The organism is Myxococcus sp. XM-1-1-1 (genome assembly GCF_020037095.1).
GTDB lineage: Bacteria > Myxococcota > Myxococcia > Myxococcales > Myxococcaceae > Myxococcus > Myxococcus fulvus.
The window spans coordinates 132,700-156,811 of record NZ_JAIQDH010000015.1; the positions used below are offsets into that span (position 1 = coordinate 132,700).

Consider the following 24,112-nt stretch of genomic DNA (forward strand, 5'->3'; position numbering starts at 1 on the left):
GCCACCCGGCGGAGTGTGTCACGGCTGACGGGTGCTGATGCGCTGCTGGAAGAGCCAGGTCCAGAGCGCCGGGTCCGCGAAGGCGTTCTGCCACACGGTGTTGGAGTGCCCCACGCCCGGGTAGGTGGTGATGGCGTGCATGGCGCTGGTGGTGCCTCCGCACTGCGTCTCCAGCTTCGTCTTGAGCGCGGTGGATTGGGACGCGGCGCCCATGGTGTCCGAGCCGCCATGGAACGGCCAGATGGGCAGCGTGCGCAGGTTGCAGAGGTTGGTCGTGTTGGCGGAGACAGGATAATTGGTGACGGCGAGGGGGACGAAGGCCGAGACGCGGTCCATGTAGCTGGCGAGCCCGGTGGACTCGTAGAGGACGTTGGCGCCGCCGCTGAAGCCCGCGAAGTAGACGCGGTCCGCGTCGACCAGGAGGTCGCGCTTCAGCTCGCCAAGCAGCGCCATCAGGCTGCTGACGTTGAAGTAGGCGTTCTCTCCACTGACACGGCCGTTGGTCCAATAGTGCATGGACACGGCGATGGCACCGAAGCCCGCGCGGTAGGTGGCGTCGCGCAGGTTCCAGGCGAGCCCTTCCGCGTTGGTGTTCACCGCCTGGTGGTCGTTGGTCAGCATCACACCGCCGGTTCCGGGCAGCGAGAAGACGATGGGCCAGCGGGCGTTGCGGTCCGCGTTATATCCGGCGGGGAGGAAGAGCGCGTAGGAGTAGCGGGCGTCCTGCACGGCGATCTGCTCACCGGCCGTGCACGACAGCGGACCGGTGGTGGGCGTGGTGGGATGGCCCATCACGCGCAGCTCGCGCACGTGGGCGTTGCTGGGGCCCAGGCCGGTGGCCGGGTCTCTGTATTCGAGCCACAGGAGGCGGACCTTGGAGGCGACCACGGGCATGGTGAAGGTCACCGTCTTCACGGTCGTCGTCTTGGGGTTGTTGCGCACGGAGCCGCCGGGGATGGGCTTCCAGCAGCCGCCGTCCCACGCCAGCAGGTCGAAGTTGACGAGGGCCTCCGGGGAGTCGACGTAGAAGGACGAGTGCAGCTCCACGCCATGGATGAGGAAGCTGCCCTGGAGGTCGATGTCGAGGTGCGTGCCCCGCTTGGTGGTCCAGCCGGACTTCCAGAAGGTGGACAGGTTGTCATCGGTGACGCGAGCGGGGACGTTCGCTCCGTCGGTGGACAGGGCGGTGGCGGGCTTGTTCTTCGCCACGTTCGTCAGCGTGGTGGTGGGGTTGCTCACCGTCACGGTGACGTCGTCCGAGTGCGTGGCGCCATCGTCATCCGTCACGGTGAGCCGGAAGACGTACGTGCCGGCCACGAGGCCGCTGAGGGAGAGCGTGGCGGTGTTGGCCCCCGTGAGGGTGACCGCGGGGCCGCTGACCTTCGTCCACGAGTACAGGGCGATGGTGCCGTCCGCGTCCGTGGCGGAGCCCGTGAGCGTGAGGCTCGACGTGGGCAGCACCACACCCTGGTCCGCGCCAGCGTTGGCCACGGGCGGCTGGTTGGCCCCGGGCGTGGCGGGCGCGCCGAACACCCAGAGCTCCTTCACGCGGCAGTTCGAGCCCGCGGGCTCGTTGCACAGGAAGCGGACCTTCTGGCCCCGCACCACCTGCGTGAAGGTCCGGGACACGGCGACGCCCGTGGCCGGGTTGCCCGTCACCGTCGAGCCAGGGATGGGCTGCCAGCTCGTCCCGTCGTGGTACTGGAGCGCGAAGCTCGAGATGGCCCTGTCGCCCTGGTAGCCCGTGTAGACCTCCATCCGGTGGAGGTCGAACGTCCCCTGCAGGTCCACGTCGAGATACCGCTGCGAGGTGAAGTACTCACCGGTGCACCAGCGCGAGTCATCCGAGGTGATGTTCCCGTCCACCGCGTACTGCGGGAGGAAGACGTAGGGGTCCGTCTGGTATTGCGACGCCGTCGCCGGCTTGTTCAACGTGACGTTGACCAGCGCCTCCAGTGACGCCGACCGCGAGGGCTCCTCGATGGGCGCCTGGGGCGTCGGGTCGCAACCGCTCAGCGCCAGGGCGCCGACACAGCTCCCCAGCAGGATGAAGGACTTGTTCAAGGTTGAATCTCCCGGACAGAACAGCAAAACAAGTTCTAGTCCAGGAGTGCACTCCAAGTACACGGGGAGGCTGGATGCTGAAGTTTCATCGATACAGAAACATGTGGATGTCGATAGCAGTCACCCGGCCCAGGCGATGCGGATGAGGCCCTCCGAGGCGCCGGACTACGGCTTCAGCCCCGCGTAGACGGCGTCACGCACGGCGCCGGGGAACGCGCCCGACATGCCCTCGAACGCGGTGTTGGTCAGCGTCACCACGGTGACGCCGCTGCGCGGGTCCACGAACCAGTTGTGTCCGTACGCGCCGCCCCACTGCCACGTGCCCTGCGCCTGCTCACCCTGCGCCAGCTCCGCGTCCGCCAGCACCGCGGAGATGAGCCCCCAGCCCCAGCCCGGTCCCTGCGTCTGCGACTCCGCCCCCACGTGCACCGCGCCGAGCTTGTCCACGCTGGCCTTCTTCAGCACCGGCGCGCCGCCCTTGCGCAGCGCCTCCAGGAACTTCACGTAGTCCGCCGCCGTCCCCACCATGCCCGCGCCGCCCGAGGCGTACGCCTCCGCGCTCAGCGCCCGTCCCGGTGAGAAGCGGACCTTTCCGCCCCAGAGCGGCACGTCCTGCGTCCTGCCCATGCGCGTCGGCGTGGGCTTGCCGTCCGCGTACGCCGCCACCAGCCGCGAGGCATCGCCCGCCCGGAAGGACGTGTCCTTCAAGCCCAGGGGCCTCGTGACGAGCTTCGCCACGGCCTCCGGCAGCGGCGCCCCCGCGGCGCGAGAGACCACGGCGCCGAGCACGTCCGTCGACAGCGAGTAGTTCCAGCGCTGCCCCGGCTCGGAAGACAGCGGCACCGTCGCGAGCCTGCGCAGGTTCTCCTCCAACGTGAGCCCAGCCACCTCGTCCAGCCCGTCGGAGACGCCCGCCTTCTCATGGGCGGCCTCGTTCTGCGGCTGGAAGCCGTACGTCAGCCCCGAGGTGTGCGTCAGCAGGTGCTTCACCGTGATGACCGGCTCGCGGCCATCCGAGAGCTTCGGCCGGAAGTCAGGCAGCCACTTCGTGACGGGGTCCTCCAGCGACAGCTTCCCCTGGTCCACCAGCGCCAGCGCCGCCACCGAGACGAGCGGCTTCGTCATGGACGCCAGCCGGAACACACTGTCCTCGCGCATGGGGTGCTTCGCCTCCCGGTCGGCGAAGCCCGCGGCGCGGCGGTAGACGACCTTTCCATCGCGGAGCACGGTGACCACCGTGCCGACGATGCGCTGCTCGGCCAGGGCCTGGTCGATGACCGCATCCAGGTTGCGGGCCACCGCGGCCGGGCCGGTGGCCGTCGGGGCCGCGGTGGACTTGGGAGGGGACGTGGGAGCAGCGGAGGACACACCGAGGCTGGCAGCCACCAGCAGGCTGGCGATGGCAGGATTCATGGGTCGGGACTCCTTTTTATGTAGCGGGTGTTATTTAAATAGGACCCACCTTTGGGGATTTCAATAGTGAGCGTTATGAAAAAGGACCTGGCCCTCCAGCCCCGACCCCGAGGTCGGCCCCGGGAGTTCGACGAGACGAAGGCCGTGGACCGGGCGCTGGAGGTGTTCTGGCGGCTGGGCTACGAGGGCGCGTCCGTGGCGCAGCTCACCCAGGCCATGGGGCTCACCGCGCCCAGCCTCTACGCCGCGTTCGGCTCCAAGGAGGGCCTGTACCGGCGGGTGCTGGAGCGCTACCAGCAGGGCCCGGGCGCCTACACCTGGAACGTGTTCACCGAGGAGCCCACCGTGAGGGCCGCCGTCGAGCGACTGCTGCGCGAGACGGCCCATCACTTCACGCGCCGCAAGCAGCCTCCCGGCTGCATGATTTCCACGGCGCTCCTGCGCTGCGCGGAGGAGCACCAGCCGGTGGCGGACTTCGTCGCGAGCCTGCGCACCCGCGCGGTGGGCGTGTTCCGCGAGCACATCCAGCGCGCCATCGCCAAGGGGGAGCTGCCCGCGGGCACGGACGCGGAGGCCATGGCCCGCTACCACGGCGCCATCATCCAGGGCATGTCCGTGCAGGCCCAGGACGGCGCGAGCGAGGCGGAATTGCTCGGGCTGGTGGAGGTGGCGATGCGGGCCTGGAGCCCTCCGGCCAGCCGGCCTCGCGCGCGCTGACCCGGGGGAACACCGCCCTCCCGGGCCGGAAAGTCCCTGCGAATCCGGCCGGTTGCGCCGCTCCTTGTCCCACCTCCCCCATGCCGCGCGGGTTTGCGGTGCGACGGGCGTCCGGGAAGCTTATCAACACGGGTAAGGATGCCCGACATGACCGCCCAAGAACGCGTCGAGACCGCCGCCGCCCGCGCGCTGAAGGTGTTTCCGCTGCCGTCGGCGGTGCTCTTCCCCCACACCCTCATCCCCCTGCACATCTTCGAGCCGCGCTACCGGGACATGGTGCGTGACGCGCTCGCGGGGGACCGCGTGGTGGCGCTGGCCCAGCTGGAGACGGGCTGGGAGGGCAACTACGAGGGGCGTCCCCCCATGCAGCCCATCATGTGCGCGGGCGTCATCGCCTGGGACGAGCAGGTGGAGGAGGGCCGCTACAACATCCTCCTGCAGGGCGTCAGCCGCATCCGGATGATCTCCGAGCTGTCGGGCGACAAGTCCTACCGCGAGGTGCGCGCGCAGGTGCTCGCGGACCACCCCTACCAGGGGCCCGAGGAGGAGCGGCTGCGACAGGCCGTCTTCGAGCTGGCCGGGCGCGTGCCGCCCACCTTCGCGGAGAGCCTGCTGCCGGTGGCGGCGCGCGCGGGCGGAGGGATGCTCGCGGACGTGGTGGCCTCGGCCATCATCCCGGAGGCCGAGCGGCGCCAGCAGCTGCTCGTGGAGCTGGACGTGAAGCGCCGGCTGGAGGCGGTGCTCGCGGACGTGGGTGAGCTCATCGCCCGGCTCCAGCCCATGCGGCCCTCCGGCCCACTGAACTGAAGCACCCCGGGCCCCCCGTCGCGGGGCTTGCCTTGCGCGTCGCTCCAGGCATTGCTGGGCCCCTCGTCGGGAACGAAAGGGGAGTGGGGAACCATGCGGCTCGTGAAAGTCGGCATCGCCAGCGTCAACACCGTCGTCGGAGCCTTCGTCCGCAACACGGACCGGGCCCTGGCACTGGCGAAGCGGATGGCCGAGGACGGCGTCACCGTGGGCGTCTTCCAGGAGCAGCTCATCGCCGGCTACCCGGCCGAGGACATGGTGCAGTGGCAGGGCTTCATCGACCGGCAGTGGCCGGAGCTGGAGCGCTTCGCGAACCAGACGGCGTCGCTGCCCACGGTGTTCCTGGTGGGCGTGGGCGTGGCGCTGCAGGGCCAGCGGCTCAACTGCGCCGCGGTGGTGGCCGGAGGGCGGGTGCTGGGCCTGGTGCCCAAGGAGAAGCTGCCCACGTACAGCGTCTTCTATGAGGCGCGCACGTTCGGCCGCGGCCAGCCGGGCATGGCGGAGGTGTACCGGGGCGTGCCCCTGGGCGACTACCTGTTCCAGTTCGACTTCGGCCTCATCGCGCCGGAGGTCTGCGAGGACATCTGGAGCGCGGATGGCCCCATGCGCCGGCGCACGTACTCGGGCGCGGAGCTGGTCATCAACCTGTCCGCGTCCCCGTTCCGGCTGGGCTTCGTGGAGACGCGCCGCGAGCTCATCGCCACGCGCGCCGCGGACCACCAGTGCACCATCGCCTACTGCAACGCGGTGGGCAGCAACGACGGGCTCATCTTCGACGGCGGCGGCTTCCTCAACCAGAACGGTCGCCACGTCATGGAGACGCCGCGCTTCCAGGAGGGCTACGCGGCGGCCGTCGTCGACCTGGACCGCACCCTGCGCCTGAGGGGCGAGGCCACCACCTGGCGCGTGGACCGCGAGTCGTGGCTGTCCTCCGGTGGCAAGAGCGTGCCGGTGCTCGACTGCACCAAGACGGTGGCCACGCGGCGCGAGGCGCTCACGTATCCGGTGCCGCCGCACAGGAGCTTCTTCCTGCCCGCCCCCGACAAGCGCCGACCCGCGCGCGAGGCCTTGTGCGAGGACATCCTGGACGCGCTCGCGCTGGGCGTGGGCGACTACTTCGAGAAGACGCGCGCCTTCAAGGTGCTGGGCATCGCGCTGTCAGGCGGACGCGATTCGCTGCTCACGCTGCTCATCGCCCACCGCTACGCGAAGCGCGCGCGGCCGGACAACCCCGGCTCGCTCATCCAGGCGTTCTACATGCCCAGCCGCTTCTCCAGCGACTCCACGCGCGAGGCGGCGGAGACGATTGCGCGCGAGCTGGGCGTGGCCTTCCAGGTCGTCTCCATCGACGAGGCCTTCGAGCGCGAGCGCGCCGTGGCGGAGACGATGCTGGGCGGCGCCCCCGTCACCGCCATCACCGAGCAGAACATCCAGGCCCGCCTGCGCGCCCAGCGCATGTGGAACTGGAGCAACTCCTGCGGCGGCCTGTTCCTGCAGACGGGCAACATGAGCGAGAAGTCCGTGGGCTACACCACCATCGGCGGAGACCTGATGGGCGCGCTCGCCGTCATCTCCAACGTGCCCAAGACGGTGGTGATGTACCTGCTGGACTACCTCCAGGAGACCACCGGCCACGAGGGCATCCGCAAGGTGCTCGCCAAGCCCGCCGGTCCGGAGCTGGCGCACAACCAGGTGGGCGAGGAGGAGCTGATGCCCTTCCCCATCCTGGACGCGTGCTTCTACCTGTTCGCCGCGGAGAAGCTCACGCCCGCGGAGATGCTCCAGGCGCTCACGGCCATGTTCCCGGAGGTGGACGCGACGCGGCTTGCGGGCCACGTGGACAAGTTCGTGCGGCTGTTCAACCAGTCCATCTACAAGTGGGTCCAGTCCCCGCTGTCGCTGCACATCGGCAACCTGGACCTGGACCGCGAGCGCGCGCTGCAACTGCCCGTCGTCACCGGCTCCGAGTGGCTGCGCGCGAAGTGAGCCACTGAACGCGCCACCGTGTTGCCCGTGCCCCACGCCCGCCCGCTTGCTGGGCGTGGGGGCGCGCTGGGGTGATCTCCACCCTTGTGCTCCTTGCCGGATGTCGCCCCGGAAACAACCTTCATGTCAGCCACTCGACGACGGAGGGTTGGATGAAAGCGAAGATTCTGGCTGGCGCCATCGGGGCGCTCATGTACGGCACCTCGGCCTTGGCTTCGGATGGCGATTGCCCGCCGCCCCAGGCGAGCGCGGAGCGCCAGGGGCAAGGCGTGTTGTTGGCCCAGTCGCAGGACACCTCTTCGGGCAGCTCGGACGTGCTGCAGGAGGAAGACATCATCATCGAGACCGAGCCGGTGCCCGACTCCATGGGCGTGGACGACGACTCGGGCATCGGTGGCAGTGGAACGAGCGGGCAGGATGACTCCTCCAGTGGGAGCAGCCAGGCCCTCCCGCCCGCACAGGGCGAGCTGCGCATCAACATGCCGCTGCGTTGTGAGCCCGCGGACTCGCAGCAGCAGGGCACGGGTGGCAGCGGCTTCGACAGCCAGCAGCAGGGCATCCAGAGCGTGCCAGCTCCGGCCCCCGCTCCGTCCGCGCCGCAGCCTCGTCCCGAGGCGGGGGCTCCGGTGGAGCCGCAGTCGGAGTCCTATCCGGCGCCCGAGCAGGACGCCTTCGGTGGGAGCGGCGTCGCGGCGCCTCCTCCGGCGGACTATCGGCCCTCGGCGGAATCGGCCGAGCCCATCGAGCCGCTCGAGGTGAAGAAGAAGGACAAGCACGACATGAAAGGGCTGAGCCTGCTGCTCAACGGCGGTGTGGAGGGCTACACCGGCGCGCTGGCTCCGCAGCTCAACCCGGGCCCCACGGCGGGTGTGACGGCCGCCATCCGGCCCTCGAAGGTGTTCGGCATCGAGCTGGGCTACACCGGCGCGCTCAACAACATCGACTCCAAGCGCGGCGAGGTGGACACGGACGGTCCGGACCTGGTGCGCAACGGCGGTCAGGCGGTGGCGACGCTCGGGCTGACGCCCACGCCGTGGCAGCCGTACGTGCTGGGCGGCATCGGCATCAGCGACTACAACTTCCGGGGCGGCCAGTCGCTGGGCTACAAGGATGACACCGTGGGCAACGTGCCCGCGGGCGTGGGTCTGCGGGGCCACGTGGGCAACTTCACCGTGGACGCGCGCGCCAACTACAACTTCCTCTTCGACAAGGACTTCGCTCCGGGCATCGACTCCGGCGGCGGTGACTTCGACGGGGGCGGCAGCTACCAGGGCACCGTCAGCGTGGGTGGTACCTTCTGAGTGGCGGTCCTGACGCCTTCACACAGGGCGTGGTCAGTGGCGCGGTGCCCGGTAGCCAACGGGCCCGCGCCGCTGTGTTTTCAGGTGCGGCGCGCGGGGCACCCGCGGGTTAAGGTGAAACCTTCCACTGCAACAGGAGAGGGAATGAGCCTGAAGGTCGAGGATTCGAAGGTGGGCACCGGGACGGAGGCCACCGCCGGCAAGTCGGTCACCGTGCACTACGTGGGGACGCTGACGGACGGCAAGAAGTTCGACAGCAGCCGGGACCGGGGCCAGGGCTTCACGTTCCGTCTCGGCGCGGGTCAGGTCATCCAGGGTTGGGACCAGGGCGTTGCGGGCATGAAGGTGGGCGGCGTGCGCAAGCTCACCATCCCCCCGGAGCTGGGCTACGGCTCGCGCGGCGCGGGCGGCGTCATCCCGCCCAACGCCACCCTGGTGTTCGAGGTGGAGCTGCTGGACGTCCGCTGAAGTCATGCCCCGCTGACGGCGGGGAGAAACGAGGGCCGTCATGGCGACGGTGGAAATCACCAAGGACAACTTCAAGGAAACCGTCGGCAAGGACGGTATCGTCATCCTGGACTGGTGGGCGTCGTGGTGCGGCCCGTGCCGCCTCTTCGCGCCCACCTTCGAGACGTCGTCCGGCAAGCACCCGGACATCGTCTTCGGGAAGATAGACACCGAGGCTCAGCCGGAGCTCTCCGGGGCCTTTGAAATCCGCTCCATTCCCACCCTCATGGTGTTCCGTGACGGCATCCTCCTGTTCGAGCAGGCGGGCGCGCTGCCGGCCGCCGCGCTGGAGGACCTGGTCCGTCAGGTGAGGGGCTTGGACATGGCGCAGGTGAAGAAGGAAATCGAGGAGCGCCGGGGCAAGGAAGCGCCCAAGGCCTGAGCGGCTTGGCTTCGCGCGAGCGGATGGAGGTCCGTCCGCTCGCGTGAGGTGGGGCGGCTCACCAGTGGATGAGCAGGGAGAAGTCCTTGTAGGGCGGCTCGCCCGACTCCAGCTCGACGCGGAAGCGGCGCTCGGGGTTGGTCTGCAAGAGGCCGCTGCGCACCAGGCCGCTGCACCACGCGGGGCCGAAGAACTCGTCCTTGAAGCTCAGGCGCGCGGTGGTGTCGGAGACGCGCTCGTACTCGCGCTCGCCGAAGGTGCTGGTGGCGCCCGCCAGGCCCGAGCCCACGGACAGGCCGCGGTGCGGGTCCTCGCCGGTGATGGCCATGACCATCTCGCCCACGGGGGCGGAGAAGACGTGGGAGGCGGCGGTGAAGGACAGCTGCTCCACCGCGGCCGCGTAGTCCTCACCCAGCTTCTCTCCCACGGACAGGGCGCCCTCGTGCAGCAGCGCCAGGTAGTCGCTGGCGGGCCGGTGGGTGGGCGCGCCGCGCGCGGGGACGGCGGGGATGGGCGCTTGGGCGGCGATGGCGAGCGACTGGCCCATCCTCCTGGCGATGCTCTCCCTGAGACAGTGGACGAACAGGTCGAGCACCAGGTGTTCGGGACGGCAGAGAGCCATGCGGGCTTGCAGGTGCGCGGGAGAGTCCATGTCACTTTCCTAGCGGCGCCCGGTGGGCCAAGTCCAGGGGGGCGGGCTCGTCCGCGGGTCGCTCCGTCATTTGGCGACCGTGCAAACCCCTCCGCCGTTGAGGTGGGCCTGGTCGACGATGCTCTGGGTGACGAATTGCTGCAGCGTGCGCACATCGTGGGCGCCGGGCAGATACACCACGGGTTGACCCGCCGCGTCGCGCAGCTCGCCTCCGTCCCGACCTCGCAGGTCGGTGAGCAGCTGGGAGGCGAGTCCCTCCGGAGTGATGAGGTTGCCCTCGGTCGCCGTCGCGGCGATGGCGTCGAAGCGCAGCTGCACGCCCCGGTGGGTCCCGAGCCTGTCGTAGAACATGTGTTCGGCGTGGATGGTGACCTCCACGTCCGCGCGTGAGCCCTCGGGGACGATGATGCCCTGGGTGCCGTCCACCCCGTTGATGCAGTCCACCATGCGCGCGTCGACGGGGAAGCCCATCCGGAATTCGAACACACCCACACCGGACTTCACCGCGCGCCCCTCCACCCAGTAGCTGAAGCCGCGCTCGCGCATCCTCCGCAGGTCGTCGGCGGAGACCTGTCCGTCGGCCAGCTCGGTGCCGTCGTGGGGAGGGCTGACCCGGAAGCCCACGTCCCAGCGGCCCGCGGGCAGGCCCGAAAGCTCCGTGAGCGGGATGTCTCCCTTCTGCACGTCCACCAGCACGTGGCGCGGGCTTTCGCGCACCTCGCCGGACGCGGACGTCAGGCGCACCTCGCCCAGGGACACCAGGTACTTGGTGAACTGCACGGACCAGCCATCCTGGAAGAGGGTGTCCGGCAGGCCGCGCTGGGTGCCGTCCCCACCGCTCATCGTCACGCGCACGTCTCCGGTGGCCACGTTGTCGCAGCCCGCGAACAGCAGGGGGGCGAGCACGCAGAGCAGGAGACCTCTCGGGTTCGTTTTCATGTTCCTGGGATGTATATGCAACCAAGTTGCGATTCAAGCGGGCTCGTTGTATCTGCGAGCGGTCGACGTTCGCGGTGGCGGGTGCCGCCGGTTCCAGGAGTGAGGGCCTCGCCGTGTGGATTGCGATGCTGGTGATGTGTGCGATGGGGGCGCTGGAGGAGGTGCCCATCACACCGCCGGTTCCGGTGGAGGCGGCGCCGCCGTCGATGCCGGTGGATGCGCCGGTGTTGGAGCGGCCGGCGACGGTGGTGTTGCGGCTGACCATCGACGAGGCGGGGGAGGTGTCGCGCGCGGAGGTGCAGGCCTCGGCGGGGCGGGTGTTCGACCGGGCGGCGATGGAGGCGGCGGTGCGGTGGCGCTTCCAGCCGGCGCGACGGGGTGAGGCGCCGCTCGAGGTGCGGGTGGATGTGCCGGTGCACTTCGTCCCGGAGGCGGCGGGTGGCGTGGGGGCGCACCATCATGGTGAGGCGATGGCCGCCACGGCGGTGCCGGCGCGAGGGAGCGAATCGACGGGCGCCCGGTCCACGTCGGATGGTTCGGCGGCTGGCGCAGAAGCGCCGAGCGAAGCGCCCGGTTCCGCGATGGAGTCCCGCTCTTCGCGGGATGCTTCGGCGCGAGGCGCGGCGGCTGGCTCAGAATCGTCGAGCGATGCGCCCGGTTCTGCGGCGGAGTCCGGCTCGTTGCGGAAGGCTTCGGCCCAAGGCTCGGCGGCTGGCGCTGCGTTGCCAGGCGAAGCGCCCGGTTCCGCGACGGCGTCACGCCCGGCACGGGGAGCTTCCGCCCTGGGCTTGGCGGCTGGTGGCGCATCGTCAGGCGAGGCGACGAGCCCCGCGTCATCGACGCAAGCAGGCTCCGCGCAGGGCGCTTCGACCCCGGACGACGCAGAGAGTTCGGATTCGTTACGGGAGCAGGGCGCCACGACGGAGACGAAGTCCTCCGAGCGGGTCCTCTCCACCACCGTCCGCGATGTCGCCGCGGCGCCTCCGCCCGTCGCGGTGGGCGACTTCCACATCGAGGTGGGGCAGCTCGCGGACGTGCCGCGCAACTCCGCCTCCGACCTGATGTTGCTCGCGCCCGGCGTGATGCTCGCGAACCACGGAGGCGAAGGACACGCGGAGACGGTGTTCATCCGGGGCTTCGACGCGGGCGAGGGCAAGGACGTGGAGATGCGCCTCAACGGCGTGCCCCTGAACGAGGTCTCCCACGCGCACGGCCACGGCTACGCGGACACGTACTTCATCATCCCGGAGCTGGTGGACGCGCTTCGAGTGACGGAAGGTCCCTATGACGCGTCCCAGGGAGACTTCGGCGTGGCGGGCACGGTCGAGTACCAGCTCGGGCTGAAGCGCCGGGGGCTCACCACGTCGGTCAGCTACGGCAGCTTCGCCTCGCGTCGGCTCGCGCTGGTGTGGGGCCCGCCCGAGTCCAGCGAGGCCACCTTCGTGGGACTGCTCCTGCGTCAGGGCGACGGCTTCGGGCCGAATCGCTCGTTCGCCAACGCGAGCGCCATGGCGCAGGTGGAGCTGCTCCTCGGTGATGACACCCGGCTGCGGTTGCTCGGCACGAGCTATGGCGCGCGCTTCGCCTCCGCGGGTGTGGTGCGCGAGACGGACGTGGTGGACTCGCGGCTGCCCTGCGCGCCGGACGCGGACTCACAGTTCTTCTGCTTCTACGACGAGAACCAGGGCGGCGCGAGCCAGCGCCACATCGTCTCCGCCGAGCTCCAGTCTCGGCTGAAGCGCGGCGGCCGACTGGTGCAGCAGGGGTACGTGGTGCTGCGCCAGACGCGCATCCGCGACAACTTCACCGGCTTCATGCAGGACACCCCGCCCGTTGGTCAGTCCCAGCGAGGCGACACGGCGGAGGGCTTCTATCGCGGCAACACGCTGGGCCTGCGCGGTCGGTACATCCCGGGGCTCACGTTGCTGGGGGAAGCGCGTCCGCTGGAGCTGGGCTACGTGGCCCGCTACGACGACGTGCGCACGCGCTCACGGCGACTGCGGGACAGCGGCGGCGCGCCCTACGCCACGCTCTACGACAACCAGGTGCGCACCACGAACCTGGGTGGCTACGCGTCCCTGCGCGTCTCGCCCCGTCCCTGGCTCACGCTGCGCGCGGGCCTGCGGCTGGACACGTTCCTGTTCGGCGTGGAGGACCTGAACCGTCCCGCGGTGGACCGGGACGGGCCCCGGCTCACGGATGAGTCCGTGGATGCCTATGGCTTCTTCGCCAGCCCCAGGGCCAGCGCGGAGGTGAAGCTGTCGCCCCGGCTCACGTGGATGACGAGCGCGGGGCTCGGCGCGCGCTCCAGTGACGCGGCCGCGCTGTCCGACGCGGAGCTGGCGCCATATGCGCGGGTGGCCTCGGGAGAGACGGGGCTCGGCTGGCGGCTGGAGGGCGAGGGGCATCCGTACACCCTGGAGGCACGCGGTGCCGTCTTCGCGACGCGCGTGTCCCAGGACTTCGTCTTCGATGAGCGCCTGGGCCGCAACCAACCCATCGGCGCGTCGCAGCGCCTGGGCGCCTTCGCCACGGGTCGCTTCGTGTGGAGCGAGTGGATGGACGTGCAGGCCTCCATCGCCTGGGCGCGCGCCACGCTGCCCACGCCCGGCGCGTCCGCGTGGAAGCTGTGGGATGGCGCGGTGATGCCGTACATCCCGGCGCTGCTGGGTCGACTGGATGCGTCGGTGCGCGGCGACGTCACGCTCGCGGGTGAGCGCGTGGGCTGGAACGTGGCGTTGGGGCACAGCGCGGTGGGGCCTCGGCCGCTCCCTCTCGACCGCTACAGCGCGCCCGTCTTCCTCTTCGATGTGGCCACGCGCGCGCGCTGGAGCTGGGTGGAGTTCGGCGTGTCCGTGGAGAACGCGCTCGATACGCGCTGGCGCGAGACGGAGCTCAACTACGTCTCCAACTTCCGTGGCGCGGATGCGCCCGCCTCGCTGCTCGCCACGCGGCACTTCACCGCCGGGCCTCCGCGCACCTTCCGCGGCACCCTCACGCTGTACCTGGACTTCGAGGAGGACTCTCCATGAGCTCGCCCGTGTTTCCTCGCGGCATGTCCCGCCGTGCCTTCACGCTGGGCCTGGGCGCGGCCCTCGCGGCGGGTGGCTCAGCCTGTGGACTCTCCGGCACCGGTGGTCGCGGCATCGTGTTCCACATGGGCCTGCGCACCGCGCTCGCGCCCGAGGCCACGCAGGTCGGTGAGTTCACCACGGACACGGGCTGGGGCGTGCGGCTCACCTCGGCGCGGATGGTGCTGGGACCCATCTACCTCTTCGAGAACGCGTCCCCCCTCCAGCAACAGGCGCGCGGTGTCCTCCGCTCGCTGATGGACGTGCTCGTGCCCACGGCCCACGCGCACGACGGAGACTTCTTCTCCGGAGGCACGGTGCTCGGTGAGTGGGACCGCGAGGTGGTGTTCGACCTGCTCGCCCAGGGTGATGCGCGGGTGCTCGGGCGCTCTCCCGGCATCGCGGGCCGTGCGCGCTCGTTCTCCCTGCTGCTCCAGCCGCCCTCTCGGGCACTCGGCGACGAGGGCGCGGCGCTGCAGGGGCACTCCGTGCTGATGGAGGGCACGGCCTTCCGGGGCGAGCAGCGCGTCCCCTTCCGCGTCGCGCTCGACTTCCCTCCGCCCGTGGAACTCCAGCGCGTGGACTTCGTGCCCATCGAGGCGGACCTGGACGACGACGGCCTCTTCGTCGTGGAGGTCCGCCCCCATCAGTGGTTCCAGGGCGCGCACTTCGACCGGCTCCCTCCGTCCACCGAGGGGCTCCCGGTGGACGTGACGGCCGAGACCCAGGTGCACCGCGCGTTGTCCGTCAACGTGCGGCGCTTCACCGCCTTCTCGGGAGCGTGGGAGCCGGGCTTCACGTCATGAGGTGCTCGCGCCACCGGGCACGGGCGACGCGCTCCGGCCGCTCACTCGCGAGATGCTCAGCCACACCAGCGTCACCGCGAGCCAGCCCATGGTAAGCGCCCGCCAGGACATGGGCGCGTTCGCCTGGACGAGCCACAGCGTCACGGCGCCCCCCATGGCGAACACCCGCGCCATCTCCAGCGGCAGCCCCCAGCGCTTGGACTCCATCATCCCGCCCCACGCGGTGGCCATGCCCCAGAAGAAGACGCTGAGCACCAGCTTCTGCCAGCCCGACAGCGGCGAGGCGTGGTGGCTGACCAGTAGCATGAAGGGCATCGACGCAATCATCTGGAAGACGAGGTAGCCGCGGATGTTGGGCAGCTCGGTGGACTGGAACTTCACCTCGACGCCCGTCTGGTTCCACTTCGTCTCCACGCGGGCCGGCAGGTCCGCGGGGCGCCAGCCGGTGGGCATCACCCACAGCCGCAGCTTGTCCCACCAGTTGCGCGTCTTCACCGCGTCGCTGCACAGCTTCGCCCAGAACTGGAAGTTGATGACGGTGGGGTCCCAGGTGTTGGGCGGCGTGGTGACGCCGTAGGAGCACTCCTCCGTCTCCTCCCGGTACGTGCCGAACAGCTTGTCCCAGATGATGAGGAAGCCCGCGTAGTTCTTGTCGATGTAGACGTCATTGCGCGCGTGGTGCACGCGGTGGTGCGACGGCGTGTTGAGCCAGGACTCAATCCACCGGGGCAGCTTGGGGATGACGCGGGTGTGGGGGATGAACTGGAGCACCAGGTGGAAGGCCACCATGGCGAGCACGGCCTCCGGCGAGAAGCCGATGACGACGAGCGGCCAGTAGAACAGGAACGAGAACAGCCGCTGGGTGACGCTGGCGCGCAGGGCCACCGCGTAGTTGAGCTCCTCGGTGGAGTGGTGGGGCGAGTGCGCGGCCCAGCCGATGTTGGTGCGGTGCCCGAAGCGGTGGAACCAGTAGAAGAGGAAGTCGACGCCCAGGAAGAGCCCGACGAGCGCCCACGGCGAGGTGCTGTCGATGCGCCACAGGGACAGCTCGCCCAGCAGCGTGAACAGGGGCAGCACCATCAGCGCCACGGCCACGTTGACGCACTGGTTGAGGACCGCGGTGCCCACGCTCGCGATGGAGTCCTGGAAGCTGTAATAGCCGTTGCGCTTCGCCACGCAGTAGATGAACTCGCCCAGCGCCAGCGCGATGACGAAGGGCGTGGCGATGGCGTAGACGTTGATGGACATGCCCTCGGGTGTACGGCGCCCGGCTCGCTGGGCGCCTTAACCTGGGTTAACCTCGTCCCACCTACCCGTGAGATTCCCGACGCTCTACGAGCAGCTCGCCCCGCTCGGCCCCATTCCCCCGGGTGAGTGGGAGCGCGCCGAGTCGTTCGCGAGGGAGCAGGCGGTGGAGCGCAAGGCCCACTTCCTGCGTCCCGGAGACCCGGCGGACCGCTTCGCCGTGGTGCTCCAGGGCGTGTTCCGCCTGGTGCGCGTCTCCGCGCGGGGCGGCGAGTCGGTGAAGGCGTTCCGCGCCGAGGGTGAACTCCTGGGCGCCTACGCGGAGATGTTGCAGCGACAGCCATCGATGACGTCCATCGAGGCGCTGGAGCCCGCACGGGTGCTGGTGTTCCGCACGCAGGACTTCCAGGCGCTGGAGGAGGGCCACCCGTGCTGGATGCGCGTGGCGCGCCGCGTCGCCGAGCGGCACTTCCTGTTGAAGGAGCGCCGCGAGCAGGAGTTCCTGGAGCTGTCCGCGGAGGAGCGGCTGGACACCTTCTGGGCGGAGCACCCGCACCTGCGCGGCCGCGTCCCGCAGCGCGACGTGGCGGCCTACCTGGGCATCACCGAGGTGGCCCTGAGCCGCATCATGTCCAGACGGCGCAAGCGCACCGAGTGAAGCCCGCACCCAGGGCCCACACGGTGCGCTCGGTCCTTCGAGGCGCGCTTCAGTACCGCTCGAAGACGAAGGTGAACTTCTCCAGTGGCGTCGGGCCGTAGGTGAGGCGCAGGAAGCGGTCACCGGCGGGCGCGGTGAACTTCAGCGTGTGGGTGATGGCGGGCAGGCAGACCTGCGGCGCGGGCGTCACGGTGGAGGGGACCACCGTCTCGGCCTCCGTCACGTCGTGCACCACGATGGGCACGTCCTGGTTCAGGTACAGGACGACCGGCCGGTCGCGCTCGTCCGAGACGACCTCCGAGTAGCCGAGGAACGCGCCGCCGTTCGCGGGGAGCGTCAGCTCGTAGAACTCGTGGGGCGCGTCCGTCGCGGGATACATGGCAGTGGGGGATGCGCCCGCCGTGACGGCGACAGGGGCCTCCAGCAGGGCGTGGCCACAGGCGTGCTCGGTGACGCCGTCGCGCTTGCCCGTGGTGAAGTCGAGCCGCCCGTCTCCCAGGTTCGCGTGCGTGGTGTCCAGCGCATGGCCCGCCTCGTTGCGCAGGAGCGTGAGGTCCACCGAGTAACGGCTCTCCTCTTCGAGCGGCGGCAGGTCCGACTCCGGCCGGGGAATCGAGACGGTGAGCGTCAGCGCGTCCTCGGACCAGGTGCCCGTGAGCGAGCGCGGCGCGTTGGCGGGCGCGCTCTCATCCCGCAGCGTCACGCGGCCCTCCGTGACGTCCATCTTCTCGTTGAACGTGACGGTGACGAGCCGCCGCAGCGTCGTGCTCGTGCCGACCTTGTACGTCTGCACCGGCAGCACACCCGTGGCGCCCTCCGCCGGATTCGAGGTCACGACGTGGGGCCGCGCGACGTCCGCGCCCACCTGGAACGAGAAGCTGTACGCCGTCGCCTGTCGGTTGCCGGCGAGGTCCTCGAAGCGCTCCACCGTGACGTCCACCTTCGCGCCAGCGCGAAGGGGTTGCGTGGGGTGCGCGATGAGCGTGCGCCCCTCGTCCTCCCAGTGCCCCGTCTCCAGCGAGAGGATGACGTCGCCATCCGCGGCGCGCACCGTGCCCGAGTCCCGCTGGACGGGCTCGCTGAAGCGCACCGTGATGGCGCTGCCGGGCGCCACGTCCACCGCGTCGGCCGCGGGCGTGGTGCCCGTCACCGTGGGCGGCGCGGTGTCGCCCGCGTCGGGGCCCGCGTCCGTCGTCGAGCCTGCATCCGGAGGCGTGGGCGTGGGGTCGTCATTGTCGCAGCCCGTCAGGGCCAGCAGGGTGCAGGTGGCCAGCAACGTGGCCGCGTTGGAGAAGCGCATCGGGTGTGACCTCGCGAGGGTGAGTCAAAGGACGAGGGCGGAGCACCCCGGATGTCTGGGGTGCCCCGCCGGGAGTCACGCGGACTCCTTGTGACGAATCAGCGACTGTCAGCAGTTGAAGATGGCGGGGTTGGTGTCGTCGCAGTCGAAGCGCGTCTTCGAGTAGCCGCTGTTGACCTCACAGGCGAAGCGGTAGACGGGCGTGTTCACGCCGTAGCCGTCACCGTCCTGGTCCCGGTAGTAGCGGTCGCGGTTGTTGTAGAGGTACTCGGGGACGATGCCCACCTGGTTGCCCGACGCGGTGGCCGAGACGACGATGTACTCGGTGCCCGGCGTGAGGTCGTAGACCTGCGCCTTGATGAGCGAGCAGCCCGTCTCCGCGACGGACTCGTTGATGAGCGGCGACACCGTCGCGCTGGTGGTGGCGTTCACCACGGTGAGGGCCACGTTCTTGTTCACGTAGAACGCGACGGACTCCACGGTGCCGCTCCCGGACACGTTGGTCGGGGTGAACGTCACCGAGCCCTCGGCGCCCGCCGGCAGGGTGAGCGTGTAGTGCTTGTGCTGCGTGCTGATGTCCGGCGCCGTGTCCACGCGCGTGGCGCTGGCCGTCACGTTCACGTTGTCGCCGCTGTTGCTCGCGTGGGTGCACGCGTGCGTCGTCATGAGGGTGTCGTCCACCGACACGCACCCGGCCTCCAGCGGCTGCTCGGCCTGGCCGGTCGACTCCTGCTCCACGTCCTCCGTCGGTCCGCAGGCCGCGAGCGACAGCCCGAGCAACGCACCGCAGAGGGTCTGCTTCAGCATCTTCATGTGGGATTTCCTTTCAAGGCCGGGCGCGACGCGCGGGCACCGGAGCGGCGTCCCGAGACACGCCACGGCGCCGGTATTCATGTCTTAATGGTAACTCAGTTGCAATAACGGCGCGTACGATTTCCAGGAGCCATCGCGTATCGCGTTACTGGAGGTGTTCGATGACCATGCCGAGCTCGGTGTGCGAGGTGGGGCCGAGCGTGAGCGTGTATTGGACGCGGTCGGTCAGCTCGTAGCCGACCATGTGTTTCAAGCCCGAGCAGAAGTCGCCGGTGGGCCGGGTGCCCGCGGGGGGCACGGTCTTCTGGACGGCGGTCTCCACGAGGGTGACGGGGACGTCCGGGGTGCTCAGGTAGACGACAAAGTTGCCGGAGGCGAAGGCCTTGTAGTTGAACGTGCCGGTGTACTGGCCATCCACCTCGCGCAGCTTCACGGTGTAGTAGGTGTGGAAGTCGTCGACGCGAGGGTCGCGGGTGGTGGAGGCGGTGACGGTGACGAAGGGACCGCTTTCGACGTGCCAGCAGGCGTGCTCTCCGTCGTCGCCGAAGTCGAAGCCCTCGCTGGGGACGTAGTCGGGGTCCACGACGCAGGAGAGGCCGTCCTGCGCGGCCAGGTAGCCCTTGTTGCAGTGACACCAGTCACCCTCGGGCTCGCGGTGGATGTGGCCATGGGGCTCGCACGGGTCCGCCGAGGGCTCGGGCTTGGGTTCGGGCGGAGGGGCGTCGCCACCGCAGGCGGAGGTCGCCAGGGCGAGCGTGGCCAGGAGGGCACGGAGTTTCCAACGCATGGGGGAGCGCTCCACGAAGGCTCGAGAGGTGGATGTCATTGAGAGGCGGGCTGGGAAGAAGGTCTTGAACGACGCTGCCTGGGGCGGAAGTGCCCGGAACGGTTCCAGGCACCCGCCGGTGAGGGGTTACTCCTCGTGGTGGTGACCGGCCTCCTCGACGATGAGCGAGAAGGAGGCGTTGCGGCGCAGCACGGAGCGGAACTCCAGGTAGTACTCGGTGTCGGCCTCGAGGTCCGCGAGGATGGTGGTCTTCAGCGCGCCGCAGACCTCGGCGGGGACTTCGTAGCGGCACTCACGCGCCACCTCGGTGCCGGTGGCCGCCTCGTAGATGCGCAGGCCGCGGTTGCGCGACAGCATGAAGGCGAACTCACCGGACTCATCCGGGAGGAACGAGACGCGGCCGGCCCAGCCCCAGGAGTTCGTGCTCCGCGGCAGGCTGATGTTGAACGTGGTGTGGGGCGCGCTGACGTCCACCAGCACGGGGGCGCCGAGAGCCGCGGCGGTGACGGGCTCGAAGGGTCCCATCTCCGCGTGGATGCACGCGTGCTCGATGACCTCGTCGAGCTCCTCCGGCTCGTCGCAGGAGGGCAGGGCGCCGAAGAGCAGCGCGGACTCGCTGGTGGTCAGCGCCTCGGCCTGGACGGCCGGCTCCTCGGCGGTGGTGCCGCAGCCGGTGAGCAGGAGCGCGACGCTGGTGGCGAGCAGGGACTTGTGCAGCAGGGACTGGGGCTTCATCTGGGGACTTCTCCTTGTTGTGGGTACGGCGGGTGTGTCGACTGCGAAGGGCGGTGGTTCAGGGCGTGTCCGGGCGGAGCACGACCCAGGTGGCCAGGACCTGGCCCGAGGCGAGGTGTTCGGCGGGGAGTTGCAGGTGCGCGGCGTTGCCCGGCAGACGCAGCTCGGGCGTGAGGCGGAAGGCCGCGTCGTGCGTGGCCGCGTCCGGGAAGGTGACGCGCGTGACGCAGCCCGCGGCGAAGCAGCGCGGTGGCTCGGCCTCGACGGGCTGGATGCTCGTCGCCATCCGCTGTCGCCACGTGTCCAGCGCTTCTCGGGCCCCGGCGGTCCAGGGCTCCTGGCTCGCGCCCGTGGACTCCAAGGCCGCGAGCACGGCGTCACGGCGCGCCTTGGGGTCGGCGGGGGCCTTGCGCAGGGACTGGACGAGCAGCTTGCGTGACTCGGAGAGGGGACGGCGTGCGCGGACGGAGGGCGCGGGTGGGAGCTGCTCGAGGTCGGGCGACTCGAACTCCAGCGGCTCGGGCTCGTCGGGGAGCGGAGGCTGGGTGGGCGCGGAGGGCGGGGGGCGCGAGGGCGCCATGGGCTGGGGAGCAACCGCGACGGGCTCCTCCCTGCGCGTGGGCTCGACGTGGAAGTCCTGGGGTTCCACGGGCGGCGGCGGGCGGTCGGGGAGCCGCAACAGCGCGGACGCGACGCACGCGAGCGCGAGCCCCGCCACTCCCACGCTCCAGATGATTCGCTTCATCGCTCTGCTCCCGCGCCAGGACCGTGTCGGCGGCCGACGAGGGCGTCAGCCGGTCAGTCCCCGCGAACCCCGCAAATATGCAACTGAGATCTAAAAGTAATCAAGTTGCATTTACTGGGCATGGCTCCGGCCTGGTCCGAGGGGTGGGCGAGTCGGGACCCGCTGCGGGGGTGTGTTGGGAGGCGCCGCGAACTCCGTGATGGGTGGCGGTGCGCACCCGCGGCCGGTGGCCTTGCGCGGCCTCGGGGGCCCGCCGCGCCGCGCGTCACGCGCACGACGTGCCCGCGCTGCTCGCGCGAATGCGCGGTGACTTGTTCCGGACGGTGAGGTCACCGTCGGACGCTCGCGGAGGGGCGGCACCTCGGGATGCAGGGCGCACGTGCCCCGGCGGCGATGTTCATGTGGATGTGGGAGGCTGCTCCCTCTGGAGTGGCAACCGTCCAGCGCTCGCGGAGCGAGGGCGTCACATCGGGAGGCCGCGTGGGTCGCCCTGGCCGCGACGCTGCACGAGTGCAGGGGCTGGTCCGTCCGGAGGGCACACGTCGTGCGCGCGAAGAGACGTCATCTCGGGATGCGTGAGCATCGCGCATCCCGTGATGCCCATGTTGGTGAGCGGAGGGCGGCATCCAGTCGAGGTGCGGTTCCGCTGGGAGCGCTCACCCGTCACACCGTCGCCGAGAAAACACTCAGGTCGACGGGCGTCAGGGAGCCAGGACTTCACCGAGCCTCGCGCTCGGGGACGACAGGAAGGCGCCGGACCCAGGATGGCCGGCGCCCACGAAACTCAGGAACTCAGGCCGCGCTGGCGGTGACGCCTACGTCCTCGACAGCGGCGAGTCGAGGTCGATGCGCCTGGGCCCGGTGGTTGGCCTCGGCCTCTTCGGCGGCCTGCTCCTCGGCGCGGTTCCAGCAACCCAGCGCCTCCACCCAGCCCTCGAGCAAGTCCATCAGCGCGCTGCGCTGCTCGCCCCCCAGCGGCATCAACAGGCGCGCCATGCGCTCCTGCACCACCGAGTCCGCGTTCTCCGCCAGCGCCCGTCCCTGCTCGGTGAGCCGCACGCGCACGCGCCGGCGGTCATGCCGCACCGAGCGCTCGCGCTGCACGAGCTTGGCATCCTCCAGCCGGTCCAGCAGCCGGCTCAGGCGGGGCAGGGCGATGCCGCCCAGGCGGTCGGCGAGCACGTTGACGGGCAGCAGGCTCTCGGCCTTCAGCCACCAGATGGCCTGGACCTCCATGGGGTCCAGCTCATGGTGAGGCAAGGCACCCAGGGGACTGGCGAGCGCGCCACACCGCGCCACATCGATGACCAGGTTGCGTAACCGCGCCACCTGAACACGCACTTCCGCCGAAAGCTCGGTCATCTTCGTGCCTCCGCCTCGCGGACACCGTCTCCCCGAACCGGCCCTTGGGAGTCCGTCGGTCGTCCGCCATGAATGGAGGGCTTTCGCCCCCTGCTTGGGGACGTGAACGTGGCGGCGAAGGAGGCATATCGGACCCGTTGGAATATTTCCGGATCCGCGGGGAAACCCTCACCCCGCCTGCTGGGGGCGCTGGGCCTTGGCCTTGGCGTGGGCCTTGTCGAAGCCCTCGTAGAAGCGCACGGCCTGCTCACCCACGCGCTGGATGTGCTGGTTGTTGAAGTACGCGGTGATGGGGGCGGCGACCAGCGGCATGGCCCGTCCCAGCGTGTGCATCCCGCCCTTCTCCAGCACCATCGCGGCCAGCTTCCCCATCACCTTGGGGCTGGAGCGCTGGACGGGGCCCAGGCCGTTGGCGTAGCCGAACAAATCCAACATCTCCCCCCGGGCGCGCTCGCTCTTGAGGTTCACCTTGTAGAGCGTGGCCACGTCCGTGAGCAGGATGATCTGCAGATAGGACATGAACAGCAGGTCCGCGGGCAGCGCCACCAGGCCGAAGACGCCGCTGACGCCGCCCACCATGCTGGCCAGGTTCTTCTTGTCGTCCACCAGACGTTGGGCCAGCTCCCGGGTGTCCGCGCGGGGGTAGCGCTTCTCCAACTCCGCCACCCGCACCCGGGCCCGCTTCGTCTCCTGCAGGACGATGTCCGACAGCCGCGCCGCGCCGAGCTTCTTGAGCTCCGCCGGGGTCAGCTTCTTCATGAAGGCCAGCCGCTCGGCCACGCTGTCGTAGAAGGCCATGAGGTGTGTCTCCCGCCTCGGGTTGTCCCGGGTCCTCTAATAACCCCGCTCGGCGAGGTAGAGGTCCACCAGCGCGCCTTCCTCGTACCAGGCGTGGCGCATCTCCGCGTTGAACCAGCGCGAGTCCGGCTTCGCCCCGCGCACCTCCAGCTTCACCTGGTTGGGCGACGTGTCGATGACGGCCGCGCGCGCCTTGCACGCATAGCCCGGCTCCTCGCCGTAGCCGCCCTCCAGGCAGACCTCGTCACCGACCGACAGGCGCCGCGTGTACTCGGTGGCCAGGTAGAGCGCCTCGTCGCAGTGGCCGCGCACCGAGGACTTCCCGTGGCCCGCGCACCGCGTCTGGGGCGGCGCCTTGATGACGGGGATGGCCCCGTAGAGAGGGTCTTCGTCGTTGGGGTTGGGCCGGAACGAGCCCACCCCGGAACATCCGGAGAGTCCCAGCGCGAACACGCTGACTCCCGCCCACAGCCGCCTCATCGTGATGGTGCCTCCGGGGCCATGGGCCCCCCTCTAAAAGGTGGGGCGAGCATGGCAAAAGGCGCGCGGAGGCGAAAGCCGACGGCGGGAGGACGCCTGCCCTCAGGCAATGCGGCGAGCGGGCCCCGGAATCTCCTCCGTCTGTCCGGGGACGATGCGGTTGGCCGCGTCGACGAAGACGACCTTGGGCTTCCAGTCGCGGGCCTCGGCGTCCTCGACCTCGGCGAAGGTCGCGATGATGACCAGGTCGCCGGGCTTGTTGAGGTGCGCGGCGGCGCCGTTGATGCAGATGACGCCGCTGCCGGGCTCGCCCTCGAGGGCGTACGTCTCCAGGCGCGTGCCCTGGGTGACGTTCCAGATGGCCACCTTCTCGTTGGCGATGATGTCCGCCGCACGCAGGAGGTTCAGGTCGATGGTGACCGAGCCCTCGTAGTCGAGGTCGGCCTGGGTCACCGTCGCGCGGTGGATCTTGGACTTGAAGAGGATGCGGCGCATGGCGTGTGTCCCACGAAGGGCGCCCAACCGTAACGGCTGTGACGCCCTG

At 70.0% G+C, this 24,112-nt stretch carries 23 protein-coding genes; 9 read left to right on the top strand and 14 right to left on the bottom strand.

Annotated features, from left to right (window positions below; all coding sequences use genetic code 11):
• Positions 1-18 precede the first annotated feature (18 nt).
• Both K8640_RS26545 and K8640_RS26550 read right to left on the bottom strand, forming a co-directional pair.
• Entirely contained in the window at positions 19-2,064 is a 2,046-nt protein-coding gene (locus K8640_RS26545) for a PKD domain-containing protein (RefSeq protein WP_223749620.1), read from the bottom strand.
• Positions 2,065-2,229: 165 nt separating this feature from the next.
• Entirely contained in the window at positions 2,230-3,477 is a 1,248-nt protein-coding gene (locus K8640_RS26550) for a serine hydrolase (protein ID WP_223749621.1), read from the bottom strand.
• Positions 3,478-3,552: 75 nt separating this feature from the next.
• Between K8640_RS26550 and K8640_RS26555 the strand changes: the two genes are divergently transcribed.
• From K8640_RS26555 to trxA, 6 genes are all read left to right on the top strand, one after another.
• Positions 3,553-4,194, top strand: a complete 642-nt coding sequence (locus K8640_RS26555; protein ID WP_223749711.1) for a TetR/AcrR family transcriptional regulator — start codon at positions 3,553-3,555, stop codon at positions 4,192-4,194.
• Between the two features lie 147 nt (positions 4,195-4,341).
• A complete protein-coding gene (locus tag K8640_RS26560) occupies positions 4,342-5,001 on the top strand; it encodes an LON peptidase substrate-binding domain-containing protein (RefSeq protein ID WP_223749622.1) in 660 nt (219 codons plus the stop codon).
• 93 nt (positions 5,002-5,094) lie between these two features.
• Entirely contained in the window at positions 5,095-6,987 is a 1,893-nt protein-coding gene (gene nadE / locus K8640_RS26565) for an NAD(+) synthase (RefSeq protein WP_223749623.1), read from the top strand.
• Between the two features lie 152 nt (positions 6,988-7,139).
• Positions 7,140-8,288 (top strand): outer membrane protein, encoded by a 1,149-nt coding sequence (locus K8640_RS26570; protein ID WP_223749624.1) that lies wholly within the window; start codon positions 7,140-7,142, stop codon positions 8,286-8,288.
• Between the two features lie 144 nt (positions 8,289-8,432).
• Positions 8,433-8,756 (top strand): FKBP-type peptidyl-prolyl cis-trans isomerase, encoded by a 324-nt coding sequence (locus K8640_RS26575; protein WP_046716635.1) that lies wholly within the window; start codon positions 8,433-8,435, stop codon positions 8,754-8,756.
• A gap of 40 nt (positions 8,757-8,796) precedes the next feature.
• Positions 8,797-9,177, top strand: coding sequence for a thioredoxin (gene trxA / locus K8640_RS26580; protein ID WP_141326991.1), 381 nt, complete (start codon positions 8,797-8,799; stop codon positions 9,175-9,177).
• A gap of 58 nt (positions 9,178-9,235) precedes the next feature.
• On the opposite strand, the gene K8640_RS26585 is transcribed toward trxA, so the two are convergent.
• Complete coding sequence (locus tag K8640_RS26585; RefSeq protein ID WP_223749625.1) at positions 9,236-9,829, bottom strand: DUF2378 family protein; 594 nt, start codon at positions 9,827-9,829, stop codon at positions 9,236-9,238.
• 66 nt (positions 9,830-9,895) lie between these two features.
• Positions 9,896-10,768 (bottom strand): hypothetical protein, encoded by an 873-nt coding sequence (locus K8640_RS26590; protein ID WP_223749626.1) that lies wholly within the window; start codon positions 10,766-10,768, stop codon positions 9,896-9,898.
• 113 nt (positions 10,769-10,881) lie between these two features.
• On the opposite strand from K8640_RS26590, the gene K8640_RS26595 reads away from it, so the two are divergent.
• The gene (locus K8640_RS26595) at positions 10,882-13,800 is read left to right on the top strand and encodes a TonB family protein (protein WP_370640394.1); all 2,919 of its coding nucleotides are present in this window, start codon (positions 10,882-10,884) and stop codon (positions 13,798-13,800) included.
• Positions 13,797-14,645 carry a hypothetical protein gene (locus K8640_RS26600; protein WP_223749627.1) on the top strand — a complete coding sequence of 283 codons (849 nt, stop codon included), beginning with the start codon at positions 13,797-13,799 and terminating at the stop codon, positions 14,643-14,645. The genes K8640_RS26595 and K8640_RS26600 overlap by 4 nt, the downstream gene beginning before the upstream one ends.
• Here the strand turns inward: K8640_RS26600 and K8640_RS26605 are convergent.
• Entirely contained in the window at positions 14,640-15,893 is a 1,254-nt protein-coding gene (locus tag K8640_RS26605; protein WP_223749628.1) for a sterol desaturase family protein, read from the bottom strand. The genes K8640_RS26600 and K8640_RS26605 overlap by 6 nt on opposite strands.
• Positions 15,894-15,960: 67 nt before the next feature.
• On the opposite strand from K8640_RS26605, the gene K8640_RS26610 reads away from it, so the two are divergent.
• The gene (locus K8640_RS26610) at positions 15,961-16,548 is read left to right on the top strand and encodes a Crp/Fnr family transcriptional regulator (protein WP_223749629.1); all 588 of its coding nucleotides are present in this window, start codon (positions 15,961-15,963) and stop codon (positions 16,546-16,548) included.
• A 49-nt stretch (positions 16,549-16,597) separates the two neighbouring features.
• Here K8640_RS26610 and K8640_RS26615 read toward each other — a convergent pair whose 3' ends face one another.
• From K8640_RS26615 to panD, 9 genes are all read right to left on the bottom strand, one after another.
• A complete protein-coding gene (locus tag K8640_RS26615; protein WP_223749630.1) occupies positions 16,598-17,848 on the bottom strand; it encodes an Ig-like domain-containing protein in 1,251 nt (416 codons plus the stop codon).
• A gap of 108 nt (positions 17,849-17,956) precedes the next feature.
• Positions 17,957-18,661 carry a DUF859 domain-containing protein gene (locus K8640_RS26620; protein ID WP_223749631.1) on the bottom strand — a complete coding sequence of 235 codons (705 nt, stop codon included), beginning with the start codon at positions 18,659-18,661 and terminating at the stop codon, positions 17,957-17,959.
• A gap of 145 nt (positions 18,662-18,806) precedes the next feature.
• Positions 18,807-19,448 (bottom strand): hypothetical protein, encoded by a 642-nt coding sequence (locus K8640_RS26625; RefSeq protein WP_223749632.1) that lies wholly within the window; start codon positions 19,446-19,448, stop codon positions 18,807-18,809.
• Between the two features lie 126 nt (positions 19,449-19,574).
• The gene (locus K8640_RS26630; protein ID WP_223749633.1) at positions 19,575-20,183 is read right to left on the bottom strand and encodes a hypothetical protein; all 609 of its coding nucleotides are present in this window, start codon (positions 20,181-20,183) and stop codon (positions 19,575-19,577) included.
• Between the two features lie 58 nt (positions 20,184-20,241).
• Positions 20,242-20,928, bottom strand: coding sequence for a hypothetical protein (locus K8640_RS26635; protein ID WP_223749634.1), 687 nt, complete (start codon positions 20,926-20,928; stop codon positions 20,242-20,244).
• 792 nt (positions 20,929-21,720) lie between these two features.
• On the bottom strand, positions 21,721-22,290 hold the full coding sequence (locus tag K8640_RS26640; RefSeq protein WP_223749635.1) for a MarR family winged helix-turn-helix transcriptional regulator: 570 nt from the start codon (positions 22,288-22,290) through the stop codon (positions 21,721-21,723).
• A gap of 168 nt (positions 22,291-22,458) precedes the next feature.
• Entirely contained in the window at positions 22,459-23,088 is a 630-nt protein-coding gene (locus K8640_RS26645; RefSeq protein ID WP_223749636.1) for an EcsC family protein, read from the bottom strand.
• A gap of 36 nt (positions 23,089-23,124) precedes the next feature.
• Positions 23,125-23,568, bottom strand: a complete 444-nt coding sequence (locus tag K8640_RS26650; protein WP_223749637.1) for a hypothetical protein — start codon at positions 23,566-23,568, stop codon at positions 23,125-23,127.
• A 102-nt stretch (positions 23,569-23,670) separates the two neighbouring features.
• On the bottom strand, positions 23,671-24,063 hold the full coding sequence (panD, locus tag K8640_RS26655; RefSeq protein WP_141329993.1) for an aspartate 1-decarboxylase: 393 nt from the start codon (positions 24,061-24,063) through the stop codon (positions 23,671-23,673).
• Between the last annotated feature and the right edge of the window lie 49 nt (positions 24,064-24,112).